Raw genomic sequence first — 11,141 nt, 5'->3', positions numbered from 1 at the left:
AGTGTACGTCCGGAAGGGTGGTCCGAATTCCGCTTCAGGGTCGTACGGCCGCTCCCCACCTCCTCGACGCACCAGGCAGCGAGACCGTGAACGGGTGGCGGGAGCGGTGAGGATCTGTTCCCGCGGCCCCTCCTCGACCGTCCAGCACGGCCATGCGCGTCGCCGGCACGGCGGTGTCGAGGTCGTGCGTGATCAGTACGACGCACATCACCGCTGAGCGGTCTGCGGCCCCCCGCCCTGACCTCACGCCGGGCCGAGTAGTCGGCCAGTATCGAGCAGGGCCGGCGCGGGGACGCTGGGCCAGCCGGCCCACCACTGGGCGGCTGACCAGGCCAGGGCGTAGCCCGCGCCGTTGAGGGCGAAGTGGCGTGCCACCGGTGGGATCAGGCTGCCGGAGCGGCGGCGGAGTTCGCATGCCCAGCGAGTCCAGGGAGTGGGCGACCACCGGGTCGTCGAGCTCCCGGACTTCGAGCAGGGTGACCTGTGGATGGTCCCGGTGCACCTGAGCGATGAGCTCGGCAAGCAGTGCGGTCAACTGCTCGTGGCTCACCGTCTTCCGGTGGAGGACTCCTTCGACGAAGGCCGCTTTCTCCGCAATCACTGCGGTGACCTGGGCGGACAGCTCTCCTTGGGGAGTCAGGATGTCCAGTGTCAGGAGTGGCAGCGGCCCGTAGTCGTCACGCCGCTCCGCGACGTCCTCAGGGCTTGTCGCGTGCCCCGTGACCTCCGCGCGTGCCCTGCTGGAGCAAGCCGCCGAGCATCAGCACCAGTGAAACCGGTTCGACCGTGACCCCAGAGCGAAGGGATCATGGGCGGATGCCGTCGACGGAAGCATCAGCCAGCGAACTACAGGACCGCGCCACGCTCTGGAGCGTGGGTGAGATTCCCGCCAGTGATGTCGTCAGCGCGGCCTGTGATGCGCTCGTCGCCGGCCTCGATAGCCCCGGACTTCGGGTGCTGGCAGCCTGCACACGCGCCGAGGCGGACTACGACGTGCACGACTTGCTCCCCGAGGCGCTCGATGAGCTCGGCCTCATCTTCTATCCGGTCGCAAGCGAGGCCGGCCAAGAAGCCGCCGCGCGAGCGCTCGCACGACGCATGCTGGCCGGCGAGCTGACACCTTGGGAGCTGACTTTCCGGATTCACCAGCGCTACGGACATGAGCTGCCCCTGACCGAACGGCTCGCCGCGCTCGATGACGAGTACGCCATCCTCGAAGATGACGACAGAGCAGTAGCCCAAGTCGATGCCGAGGTCACGTATGAGGCCCGCCGTCTCGCTGCCTACCCCCACATTTCAACCGAACCCACGGACGCACCGAGCTGATACATACGGACCGACCCGCGAGTGCCCGCTGAACAGACCTCAGTTTCGCTGAACCCACGGGGCTCTCCAGCTTTGAGGAACGTCGGTAGCCCTTGGCGGTGAGATCGGTCTTGGCTCCCTTACCGCAGGTGACACTGCGTCACCTCGACTGCACAGAGGTACATGACACTTCGCGACAGCTTCGGGAGTCCCGGCCGGGCGGTAGCCCCTCGGCCGTACGGTGGTCGAGGGTCTCAGTCCGCGATCGTGGTCGGCCGGGCGGCGGCGAGATCCTGCGCCCTGCTGCGTACGTCGTCGACCGCGGTGGTCTCCTAAGGGCGGGCCGCGTCCAGCAGCGTATTGAGGCGGGAGGCCACGAGGGTGGAGTCGACGCGTGCGGCGTCGTCGAGCGCCTGCTGGGCCGCGGCGGCGCCCCGCTCCGGGTCTTGCTCGTCGAACAGCGCGGCGGCCAGGCCGACGCGGTCCATGACCTTCACGCGGTCGAACCCGGCCTTGCGGAGCCTCGGCGCGTCCTCGGAGTGGACGCTCGCGGCCCGGCGAGGACCGCCGAGTCCGGCGAGGTCACGGGCGGAGACCGCGCGGGCGCCGGCGTGCTCGGCGGCGTCGAAGTAGCCCACCCACTCGGGGACGTCGTCGCCGAGCCCGTCCGCTAGGAGCTCGTCGGCGGCGCCGAGGTGGGTGGCGGCCTGGCGCTCGTCGCCGAGGGCCGCATGCACCCGTCCGGTCTGCGAGGCGACCAGCGCCCGGGTCGCGGGCATCTGCGCTTTCGCCGCGGCGACGCCGAGGAGACCGAGGGCGCCGGCCGGGTGGCCGAGGTAGATTATCTGGTGCGACATGCGGGTGACGATCTCCACCCCTCGGTCGCGCTGCCCGGCCTCGCCCGCCGCGTAGATGCCGTAGCTCCAGTACCGCTGTGCCGCGGTTATCTAGAGTTGTCAAGCAAACTTGCTGGTAGACGGTTGATGCCTCTGTATGGCACGTGAGGCACGTTCTCTCATTGTCCGCGTCCGCATCTGCGCCGCGCGAAGGGAGACACAGATCCGCTGTAGGGACTCTGGTCTCCCGGCCACGCCGAAGCCGTGGCGGGGTCTGCCGGACGCGCCGCACCTGCGCGAGCTATGCGAACAGGTCGCTGCCCACGGCAGTGCGGAGCGTCCCGGAGGCCGGAGGGCCGATTGCCTATCACTTCCCATCGGGTTGAGGACTCGCGTCGGCCGATGCCCTTACGGTGCTCTGAAGATGGAGATAAATCCTCGGTCTTCGGCCGGACTTCACGTACCTCGGAGGGGTCCCATGCGTGCAGACGCACAGCACAACCGTGTTCGGATTCTGCTGGCCGCCCGGCAGGTATTCGTGCACGAGGGGCCGGACGTTCCGCTGGAGGAGATCGCCAGCCGCGCGGGCGTGGGGGTCGCCACGCTCTACCGCCGTTTCCCCAGCCGCGATGCGCTGATCCGAGCGGTGGCGGTCGACGTCATGGAGGCGTTGTACGAGGCGGCAACGGACGCAGCGCAGCGGGAGAGCGATCCGTTCGAGGCCCTGCGCCGCTTCATGCACGCCGCCCTGGACAGCAAGGCCGGAGCCGTCATGCCGTCGCTCTTCGGCCGGGTCGAGATCGTCAAGCTGCTCGACGAGGAGCGGGACGCCGTCGGCCCCCTTGGGCGTCTGATCGCACGGGCCCGGGAGGCGGGGCTGCTACGCGACGACGTGGTGACCGGGGACATCGTCTTCATGATCCTCCGCTTGGCGCGTCCGATGCCCGGCGGAGGGTTCTCCCAGGACGAGGCGCTCGCGCATCGCCAACTCGACATCTACCTCGACGGGTTGCGGCCTCCGGCGGCCGGGCTGCGCCGCGGGGGACTGCCGGAGCCCGCCATCTCAGCCGGGTGGGTCCGGCACATCCGCGCATGGATGGCGACCAGCCGTCCCGCAGCCACTTCCCCTTCCTTTTCCGGGAGTTGGCGCGGCCGCACCGCCGTACGGGCACGGCCCGGGCAGCTGAGCAGCCGCCGATCGACCGGGCATCATCGACCGAACAGTGGAGGATTGCAATGACGAACAGCCCCCTGCCCGCCCCCAAACTGGCCGGCGTCGCCACCACATCGCTGGGGGTGGCCGCGATACGCGCACAAGAACACCGCCGCCCGGACCGTCTCTTCGCCGACCCCTACGCACAGCACTTTCTCGACGCCTCCGGCGACGACATCCTCGCGGCGGGAACGCAAACGGCCTCCACACCCGAGCTGTTCACCTTGATGGCCGACCAAGTGGCCGTCCGCACCCGCTTTCTGGACGACGTACTGACCAGTGCGGCGCGAGCGGGAACGACCCAGACGGTGCTGCTGGCCTGCGGCATGGATGCGCGGGCGTTCCGTCTCGACTGGCCTTCCACGACGGCCCTCTTCGAAGTCGACTTCGCCGACACGCTCGCCTACCGCGCGGCCGTACTCTCAGCTCACGACATCACCGCCGGCTGCCGGCGGACGGAGGTGCCGACGGATCTGCGCGAGGACTGGCCGGTTGCACTGTGCGCGGCCGGCTTCGACCCCAGCCTGCCAACCGCCTGGCTGATGGAGGGCATCCTCTACGCCCTGACCTCCGACGCCGCCGATCTCCTCCTCGAGCGCGTCACCGCCAACTCGGCTCCGGGCAGCACCCTCGCACTGGACCACCAGGAGGACTCCGAGCTGCTTCGCGGTGCCCGTGCCGCCCTCTCCGAGGAGCTCGTCGATATGTGGCACGGCGGACCCTCGGAAGGCCTCGACTCCTGGCTCGCACGCTACGGCTGGCAGCCCGAGGTGCACGCGCTGGAAGAGGTCACGACGGGATACGGCCGCCCAGTGCCGCCGCCTTTCGACCCGCAGCGCCCCGACGCCGGACGGAGCTGGCTCGCGATCGGCCGTCTGCCCCGCTGAGTTGACCGAGGCCGGTGGTGGCGAAGCTCCCTGGTCTTCTCTCCCCCTCCCGGTCCTCTCCCGTCCTCTCCTGTCGCTTCCGCTCGTTCCGGGAGACCGCCGGTGCCGGATCCGGTGCCGGCGGTCTCGGCTATCTCGCCGTCCACTTCGACGGCCAGTGTCCAGGCCGCCTCCGGGATCTTCAGCACGTGCTGGATCGCTTCTGTGATCACCATGCCGCCGGAGTAGGAAAGCTAGCGGCCCCGCTGCGCGAGCCAGGCCACGAACCCGTGCGTGCCGCTTGCCGAGTCCGTGCGGATGAGAGTCTGCCGTCCCCGCCGGTATTCCTTACCCTGCGAGGGCGGCAAACACGGTGACCTATGCCGGGACAGAGAAGCCGCTAGTGCCGCGTCAGGCAACGTTCGCCCTGTCGACGACGACGCGTAGGTGTCGGTCGTCGGCGTGGCGGTTTCGCCAGATGATGTAGCGGCGGATCATGCTGCCCTGCTCCTTGTGGGTGGCGTGATCGGTACCGTCCAAGGTGAAGTACCGCAGCGCGGTGAACTGGGCCTCGATCCGGTTGAGCCAGGAGCTGTTGGTCGGGGTGTAGGCGCTCTCGACGTTGTTCGCGGCGGCCCAGGTGCCGACGCGCTGGCATTTTTTCGTCGTCGGATGTGGTGAGAAGTTGTCGACCACGATCGCCAGGCGTGTCTGCGATGGGTAGAGAGTGCGCATGCAGCGGCAGAACTCCAGGAACTTGCTGCGGTTCTTCGTCTTCTTGATGTGGCCATAGAGCTTGTCCTTGGACAGGTCCTAGGCGGCGAAGAGGTGCCGCACCCCGCCGTAGCGGTTGTAGGTAGCCCGGCGTCGTCGGCGTGGTTGGCACGCGGCGCCAGCTCGGCCTTGACGACAGCGAGAGACGCCCTGCCGCCTGGCCGCCGGCACCAACGGCGCGATCGAGCTGACCACGACGGTCGACGGGCGGATGACCACGGTGACCACATAGGCACGGTGCACCCGGCCGGGGGGCGAAGTCGAAGACGAGGGGGAAGGGCGAGGGACGCTGGCGGTTCATCCGCGACCGCGCCGACTTGCGCATCGTCGCCCGGGTGTGGGCCTGGCTCGCCGACCTACGCGAGCTGCGCGAGCCCACCGCGCACGAGCAGAACCCGGCTGACGGCGAGCCCGCCTACCAGCCGACCAAGCCGCTCTTCCGCGCGCTGACCACCACCGGCAACCTCAAGCGCCGCGCCAACGCCACCGTCCGCGGCCGCTTCCTCACCAGCCGGGCCGTCAACGAGATGGTCAAGGCCCGCGCGAAGGCCGTCGGCGTATCCATCATCAACGGCCTCAAGGTCACCTCACACAGCCTGCGGGCCGGGCCGAACACCGACATGGCCGAGGCCCTGGTGCCGCTCGCCGAGCGCAACGAGGCCGGCGACTGGACCGCAGACTCCACCCTCGCCGACGACGTGTACAACCGGCCCGACGGCAGCATCGACATCAGCAAGACGGACCCGCTCGACGCCGTCCCCCTTCTCGGTGCACTCGAAAAGACACCTGCGGCACCCGGCTCTTGACGGCATCGAACAGGTTAAGGCAAATCGTTGCAGGTCACGGCACGACGGGAATCAGCCACAGCGCGAGGAGCCCTGGCACGCCGACCGGCACGTGCACCACCGTGGCCCCGACGCGTCCACCGTGACGAGAGGAATGCCTGTGGGCGACCACCGCAAGCCGGACAAGCCGCTGAGCCAGGGACAAGCAGGGGTATGACCGCGCCTTCGGGTGGCCGGCTTCCGTGCGCCCTTCCCGCCGGCAGCTGGCTGTCCTACCGTCACCAGCACGACAATTCCGATCCGCAGAGGAGGACTTCGTGCTCGCTCCCCGCATGGCCGTGATCCAGAACGACGGCGGTAGGCACGGTGGTCCGCCGGATGACCAGCCCTGGCCGGTGCCGGACGAGGAACCCAGCCCCGACGGAAACCGCCCCCAGGAAGTGGCCCCGTGACCACACACCCTTCACCAGCCCACCCGGGACAGGCCGCGCTCGCCGGGGAATTGGCCGAGAGCGGCCTGCTCTCCCCGCAGTGGCGCGAAGTCTGGGAGTACACCCCGCGGCACCGCTTCATCCCGGACCCAGCCTGGAAGCAACTGCGGCGCGGCTGCGAGCTGGTGTCTGGCCGGGAGCGGTTGGACCTGATCTACAGTGATGAGCCCGTGGTCACGCAGCTGGACAACGGGGAGCCGGGCGGGCCCGGCATCGCCACGTCCTCCAACAGCATGCCCTCGATGGTCGCCCGACAGCTCAGCGCCCTGGACGTCTGGCCAGGCAACCGCGTGCTGGAGATCGGCACGGCCACGGGTTACGTCGCGGCCCTGCTGTGCCGACGGGTGGGTGAGGAGAACGTCTTCAGCGTTGAGATCGATGGCATGCTCGGCGCCCAGGCGAGGGCCAATCTCGACAACGAGGGGTTGCACCCCACCCTGCGGGTCACGGACGGCGAGATGGGCCTCGTCGACCACGCACCCTACGACCGGATCCTGTCCACCTGCGCGCTGCGCGAGGTACCGTCGTCCCTGGCCGATCAGCTCGCACCGGACGGTGTCCTGGTGACCCCGATAGCCGACGTCTTCTACGGCGGCGCCACGGTTCGCCTGGCGCGCCAGGCCAACGGGGACCTCTCCGGCCGGTTCTTCCACGGCGCTTCATACATGCCCATGCGCTCCCACCGCCTGGAGAAGCTGGGGCCGCCGGACACCACTACGGCGCGGCGCCGGGAGACCGACCTGGATGCGGAGCGGGTTTACCCGTTGGGCTTCGCCCTGTACGGCAGCGCCCGTCTGCCGGGCGTGCGGATGACGCACGGCTTCCACCAGGGCGTCCGGACGGTGTGGCTACAGGCTGACGACGGCTCGGCGGCTGTGGCCGGCGGAGGGAGGGTGACGGTGTACGGCCCGCGGGACCTCTGGGCGGAGGCCGAAGAGGTCGAGGCGGAGTATGCCGCCCGCAGCCGTCCGGACACCCAAGCCTTCGGCCTGACGGTCAGGCCGCACGGCCAGCACCTATGGCTACACGCACCAACAGAGGTGATCCACGCGAAGTCGCCGCGCGAGGCTGCCAGGCTGTGACGTCGGCCCGAATCCGATGTGCCAGCCGGACCTACCGGACCGCCAGGTGACCAGCCCGTCGGAGCTACGCGGAAAACGCCCATGGCACGCGAGCCGACCTCCATTCCGCGGCGCCGACTCCGTGCGGTTGTCAGTCCCCTCTGAGAAGGTAGGGGCGCAAGAACGACCGCAGGTGCTTTCCTTCCCAGTTCTGAGGAGGGCACCTGCGGCGTGCCGAAATGGATCAGCTGCTGAAGTTGTCGAGCTCGTTCACGAAGGAGCTCCACGCGGCATGGGTGAACTGCAGAGCAGAGCCTGACTCATCCTTGGAGTCACGGACGGCAACTTCGTTTTCTGGGAAATGAGCATGGCAACTTCGATGCAGTTGTTGCCTGTGCCGTCACTGTAGGACGACTTGAACCAGTCGCTTTCGGGTGCCAGCTCGATGGCTGGGACGTGGGTGTTAATGGCTCCTACCTCAGTGTTGGTTCTTCCAGGAATTCGATGGACTGTTCTAGGCCGTGTATCGAAAGCATGGACGGGCCGGACGATGTGATGTCCAGGTCTGGCCCGTCCGTCCGCCGCTAAAGGTCGAGTTGGTACTGGTGTGTCGTGTGCGTGGGCGTGTAGCCGAGACTGTCGTTGATCTGTCTCATGTGCGTGTTGCTGTCGGCGGTGTCAGTCAGGAGGCCGCCGAGGTCTGGATAGCGCCCATGGGCGTGTCGGATCGACTCGGCCTTCATCCATCGGCCGAGGCCGTGTCCACGGTGCTCGGGCAGCACGCCGGTGCCGTAGTGCTGGCCATCACCTCTGCCATCGCCGGGGACGACCAGCTCGGTGAACCCGGCGATCGAGTCGTCGGAGGCGTCGACGGCAACGACGGTGTGCAGGTGGTCGCCACGCTGTTCGACAGCCTTCGCCGCGGCCCGGACACGGTCCACGTCCCAGGTCACCGTGCCGTAGTCGGTGTCGTCCATGGGCATGTCGTCCATGGCGCGACGCGAGTCGGCGAACGTCTCGGCGAGGCCGTCGGGCACGGTTCCGTGCCATGACATCAGCCGGTAGCCGGAATGCGGACGCTCGATGATACGGGCAAGGGTGGTGGTGTCCGCGTCGGCCAGCGGCAAGCGGGAGAACCTCAGGGTGAGGACCTTCCTGAAACCGCGCGCCGGCAGGAAGTGGTCGCCTGGCGATCCGGCCTCGGCCTGCGCGATGACGCAGCGTCGGGCATCGGCCCGGGCAGCGGCCACGGCGGCGTCGACGAGCTGGGAACCGACGCACTTGCGTCGTTCCGCGCGATGGACACCGAGGGTCAGTTCGGCCAGGTGCTCCTGTCCGGGACTGTTGAACAGGCGCAGAAAGGCGGTTCCGATGGGGATGGAATCGGCGTCGGACGCCAGCCATGCAAGACGCCGGCTGTTCGGGCCGTGAGCGGGGTCGGTCAGTGGGGTGATGCGAGACGACAAGGTGTCTCCGTCGTGAGGAGGTGGCAAAGGTCAGTACGCGGACTCAACTGCTGGGCACTCCTGCGCATGTGCTCCACACCTCCTCGTCGACAGCACCGGTCCCGAACAACATCGGACGGCTGGGAGAACTTAGCTGGCCCATCGGCTCCTCGGCAAAGGGTTAACGAAAAGCCGGTGCGAGCGTGCGGTCACAGCCACTCGTTGATGGCCGCGACCAGCACGGTTTCCTCGTAGCGGACCGCCGGCTTGTCGTACCTCGTGGCCACGGCCCGGTGGCGCTTGAGGCGATTGATGCCGCACTCGACAGCGTGCCGGTCCCGATAGTCAATCTTGTCGAACTTCGGCGGACGGCCACCGCGCGAGCCGCGCTTCTTCCGGTGGAGGGCCCGGTCGGCCTTGTCCGGGATGGTGCAGCGGATGCCGCGTTTGCGCAGGTAGGTGCGGTTCTTGCGGGAGGCGTACGCCTTGTCAGCGCGTACTCGATCGGGACGGACGCGCGGTCGGCCCGGCCCGATGCGGGGCACGCGGACCTTCTCCAGCACGGGTTCGAACTGCGGAGAGTCCCCGCGCTGCCCGGCCGTCATCACGATCGACATGGGCTTCTGACCCTGCTCAACTGCCAGATGGAGCTTGGTGGTGAATCCACCGCGCGAGCGTCCCAGGCCATGATCAGCGGGCTCGGTGAAGATGCCGCCCGGCGGTTCCTTCTGCAGGTCACCCTGCTTCCGTGCCCCAGCCGCATGCTGATGGGCGCGGCACACCGTGGAATCGACGCTCAGGTCCCACACGATCGCACCCCGCGCATCGGACAGGGCCTGGAGCTGAGTGAGGACCCGGTGCCAGGTGCCGTCCCGCTGCCATCGGCGGAACAGATCGTAGATCCGGCCCCACGGCCCGTACTCGACGGGCACGTCCCGCCACGGAACCCCTGTCCGGATCCGGAACCGTATCCCGTCGATCAGTTGCCGCCGGGGCCAGACGGGCGGCCGCCCCGCCCTCGTCCCCTTCGGCAACAACGGCTCCAACATCGCCCACTGTTCGTCCGTGAGATCTCCCCGCGCCATGAACCGTGATCATTCATCGCCCAAGATCGACTTTCGATACACGGCCTAGCAGGCCATGGACCGAGAGCAGCGCCGCGCGATCCTCGGCGACAAGGTCATCGCCCACATCCGCGCGCAGGTAGCGGCAGCCCCGCCCCCGACACCAGACCTGATCGCGCGTCTCCAGCTGCCCCTCGCCAGCCGGCGCCGCGCCCAGCTGGCCAAGTCGTTGGTCACTCCCTAGCGGGACCGGGACCGTCACTTCGCCCAGATGTTGGCGAATTCCACATGAATCGGCTCGACATAGGGTGCGTACGGGTCTTCCGGCAGGTCGTAGAGCCCTCGGCAGACGTGGTAGTTGCAGCCGCTGTCCCTGAAGTTGTAGTGCGCCGCGACGGAGGGCCCCTCCTGGGCGACGGCGAATATCTCTCGAGCCGCCTCCCGGAACGCTGTCGAGCTGCCTGTCAGCATCAGCGTGTGTGCGTACTCGTGCCGACGCAGCCGAACTTCGCTCAGTGGAGCGTACGGGGCCGACCGGGCCGCGGGGGCGTCAGTCTCATCCACTGGCAGATCGCTCTCGGGCACCCTTGCGGTGCGCAACTCGCGGGGCGCGTTCGCTGCGTTGATACGTGTCCGCAGCTGCTTCCAGAAGGATGGTCGGAACTGCACGGCACGGTGGGCCAATACGAGGTCGAGCGGCTTCTCGTCCCCCTCCCCGAACCATGGCGCGGGAGCGGTGGCTCGCAAGGGCAGGTAGATCAACGACCGCGGGGAACGCGCCGCCAGCAGTAGGAGGGTGCCGATGCGGCGGCCGTCCGGCCGATCCACGAGCAGGTCATACGCGGCGCGCGCTCTGTAGAGCGCCCCGTGCTTCGGCGGCTTGGCCGGCCTGATCACCCGGTAGTCGGTGCCGTGCAGCCGCACCCGCTGCACGACGACCTTCACCCGCAGGTCGTCGCGGGTCAAGGCGGCTCTTGACGCGGTCATGAGGGCATCTCCTGTCTGTAAACCCAACCCGAAGTGACCCGTACCCAGTGGGCGATACAGTCTGTCGCCGCCCGATCCGCGCCACGTCCGTGGCCATTCTGTCGGCCGGAGATGAGAAGAGACAGGGAAGAAGCAAGGATCCGGGTGGGGTGGAGGGGACAGGCCGACGGCGGCAAGCCGGATTCTGCCTCTATCGACGTCCCCTGACCCGTCGGACCCGGCCTAGAAGACCGGTGAAGATCTTGTTGGGGGGCTGGTCGGCCGTAGGCCGGGCAGCCCCTTGTGGTTATGCGCCGGCCGGGGCGAGTGTCCAG

At 68.4% G+C, this 11,141-nt stretch carries 12 protein-coding genes and 3 pseudogenes; 7 read left to right on the top strand and 8 right to left on the bottom strand.

What is annotated here, in order from left to right; translation table 11 throughout:
- Positions 1 to 243: 243 nt before the first annotated feature.
- Positions 244 to 375 (bottom strand): hypothetical protein, encoded by a 132-nt coding sequence (locus tag AB0D04_RS40830; RefSeq protein ID WP_362712472.1) that lies wholly within the window; start codon positions 373 to 375, stop codon positions 244 to 246.
- 441 nt (positions 376 to 816) lie between these two features.
- On the opposite strand from AB0D04_RS40830, the gene AB0D04_RS40825 reads away from it, so the two are divergent.
- Positions 817 to 1,326 carry a hypothetical protein gene (locus AB0D04_RS40825; protein ID WP_362712471.1) on the top strand — a complete coding sequence of 170 codons (510 nt, stop codon included), beginning with the start codon at positions 817 to 819 and terminating at the stop codon, positions 1,324 to 1,326.
- A gap of 311 nt (positions 1,327 to 1,637) precedes the next feature.
- Here AB0D04_RS40825 and AB0D04_RS40820 read toward each other — a convergent pair whose 3' ends face one another.
- Positions 1,638 to 2,162: a hypothetical protein gene (locus AB0D04_RS40820; RefSeq protein ID WP_362712470.1), complete on the bottom strand. Its 525-nt coding sequence runs from the start codon at positions 2,160 to 2,162 to the stop codon at positions 1,638 to 1,640.
- A 457-nt stretch (positions 2,163 to 2,619) separates the two neighbouring features.
- Here AB0D04_RS40820 and AB0D04_RS40815 point away from each other — a divergent pair, with 457 nt between their 5' ends.
- Positions 2,620 to 3,381 carry a helix-turn-helix domain-containing protein gene (locus tag AB0D04_RS40815; RefSeq protein WP_362712469.1) on the top strand — a complete coding sequence of 254 codons (762 nt, stop codon included), beginning with the start codon at positions 2,620 to 2,622 and terminating at the stop codon, positions 3,379 to 3,381.
- A complete protein-coding gene (locus AB0D04_RS40810; RefSeq protein ID WP_362712468.1) occupies positions 3,378 to 4,241 on the top strand; it encodes an SAM-dependent methyltransferase in 864 nt (287 codons plus the stop codon). Before AB0D04_RS40815 ends, AB0D04_RS40810 begins: the two co-directional genes overlap by 4 nt.
- Positions 4,242 to 4,360: 119 nt before the next feature.
- Here the strand turns inward: AB0D04_RS40810 and AB0D04_RS40805 are convergent.
- Positions 4,361 to 4,570 (bottom strand): annotated as a pseudogene (locus AB0D04_RS40805) (IS1380 family transposase); the annotation flags it as partial.
- A gap of 61 nt (positions 4,571 to 4,631) precedes the next feature.
- Positions 4,632 to 5,099: pseudogene (locus AB0D04_RS40800) on the bottom strand (transposase); the annotation flags it as partial.
- 212 nt (positions 5,100 to 5,311) lie between these two features.
- On the opposite strand from AB0D04_RS40800, the gene AB0D04_RS40795 reads away from it, so the two are divergent.
- From AB0D04_RS40795 to AB0D04_RS40785, 3 genes are all read left to right on the top strand, one after another.
- Positions 5,312 to 5,800: a hypothetical protein gene (locus AB0D04_RS40795; RefSeq protein WP_362712467.1), complete on the top strand. Its 489-nt coding sequence runs from the start codon at positions 5,312 to 5,314 to the stop codon at positions 5,798 to 5,800.
- 296 nt (positions 5,801 to 6,096) lie between these two features.
- Positions 6,097 to 6,231, top strand: coding sequence for a hypothetical protein (locus AB0D04_RS40790; protein ID WP_362712466.1), 135 nt, complete (start codon positions 6,097 to 6,099; stop codon positions 6,229 to 6,231).
- Positions 6,228 to 7,352, top strand: a complete 1,125-nt coding sequence (locus tag AB0D04_RS40785) for a methyltransferase domain-containing protein (RefSeq protein ID WP_362712465.1) — start codon at positions 6,228 to 6,230, stop codon at positions 7,350 to 7,352. The genes AB0D04_RS40790 and AB0D04_RS40785 overlap by 4 nt, the downstream gene beginning before the upstream one ends.
- 223 nt (positions 7,353 to 7,575) lie before the next feature.
- Here AB0D04_RS40785 and AB0D04_RS40780 read toward each other — a convergent pair.
- The 3 genes and pseudogenes from AB0D04_RS40780 to AB0D04_RS40770 form a co-directional block, all read right to left on the bottom strand.
- Positions 7,576 to 7,778 (bottom strand): annotated as a pseudogene (locus AB0D04_RS40780) (DUF397 domain-containing protein).
- Between the two features lie 137 nt (positions 7,779 to 7,915).
- Positions 7,916 to 8,797: a GNAT family N-acetyltransferase gene (locus AB0D04_RS40775; protein WP_362712464.1), complete on the bottom strand. Its 882-nt coding sequence runs from the start codon at positions 8,795 to 8,797 to the stop codon at positions 7,916 to 7,918.
- A 188-nt stretch (positions 8,798 to 8,985) separates the two neighbouring features.
- Positions 8,986 to 9,861, bottom strand: coding sequence for an IS5 family transposase (locus tag AB0D04_RS40770; RefSeq protein ID WP_362712463.1), 876 nt, complete (start codon positions 9,859 to 9,861; stop codon positions 8,986 to 8,988).
- Positions 9,862 to 9,916: 55 nt separating this feature from the next.
- Between AB0D04_RS40770 and AB0D04_RS40765 the strand changes: the two genes are divergently transcribed.
- Complete coding sequence (locus tag AB0D04_RS40765) at positions 9,917 to 10,084, top strand: hypothetical protein (RefSeq protein ID WP_362712462.1); 168 nt, start codon at positions 9,917 to 9,919, stop codon at positions 10,082 to 10,084.
- 14 nt (positions 10,085 to 10,098) lie between these two features.
- On the opposite strand, the gene AB0D04_RS40760 is transcribed toward AB0D04_RS40765, so the two are convergent.
- Complete coding sequence (locus AB0D04_RS40760; protein WP_362712461.1) at positions 10,099 to 10,827, bottom strand: hypothetical protein; 729 nt, start codon at positions 10,825 to 10,827, stop codon at positions 10,099 to 10,101.
- Between the last annotated feature and the right edge of the window lie 314 nt (positions 10,828 to 11,141).

Origin of the sequence: Streptomyces sp. NPDC048483, assembly GCF_040651455.1 — a bacterium.
Taxonomy (GTDB): domain Bacteria; phylum Actinomycetota; class Actinomycetes; order Streptomycetales; family Streptomycetaceae; genus Streptomyces.
The sequence above is the reverse complement of the archived record's forward strand: the minus strand, read 5'-3'. Positions and strand labels throughout refer to the sequence as shown.

What these genes read in the sequence shown, in the direction of transcription:
- AB0D04_RS40825 (WP_362712471.1), top strand. Translation starts at nt 817, where the DNA reads ATGCCGTCGACGGAAGCATCAGCCAGCGAACTACAGGACCGCGCCACG.
- AB0D04_RS40820 (WP_362712470.1), bottom strand. Translation starts at nt 2,162, where the DNA reads ATGTCGCACCAGATAATCTACCTCGGCCACCCGGCCGGCGCCCTCGGT.
- AB0D04_RS40815 (WP_362712469.1), top strand. Translation starts at nt 2,620, where the DNA reads ATGCGTGCAGACGCACAGCACAACCGTGTTCGGATTCTGCTGGCCGCC.
- AB0D04_RS40810 (WP_362712468.1), top strand. Translation starts at nt 3,378, where the DNA reads ATGACGAACAGCCCCCTGCCCGCCCCCAAACTGGCCGGCGTCGCCACC.
- AB0D04_RS40770 (WP_362712463.1), bottom strand. Translation starts at nt 9,861, where the DNA reads ATGGCGCGGGGAGATCTCACGGACGAACAGTGGGCGATGTTGGAGCCG.
- AB0D04_RS40765 (WP_362712462.1), top strand. Translation starts at nt 9,917, where the DNA reads ATGGACCGAGAGCAGCGCCGCGCGATCCTCGGCGACAAGGTCATCGCC.
- AB0D04_RS40760 (WP_362712461.1), bottom strand. Translation starts at nt 10,827, where the DNA reads ATGACCGCGTCAAGAGCCGCCTTGACCCGCGACGACCTGCGGGTGAAG.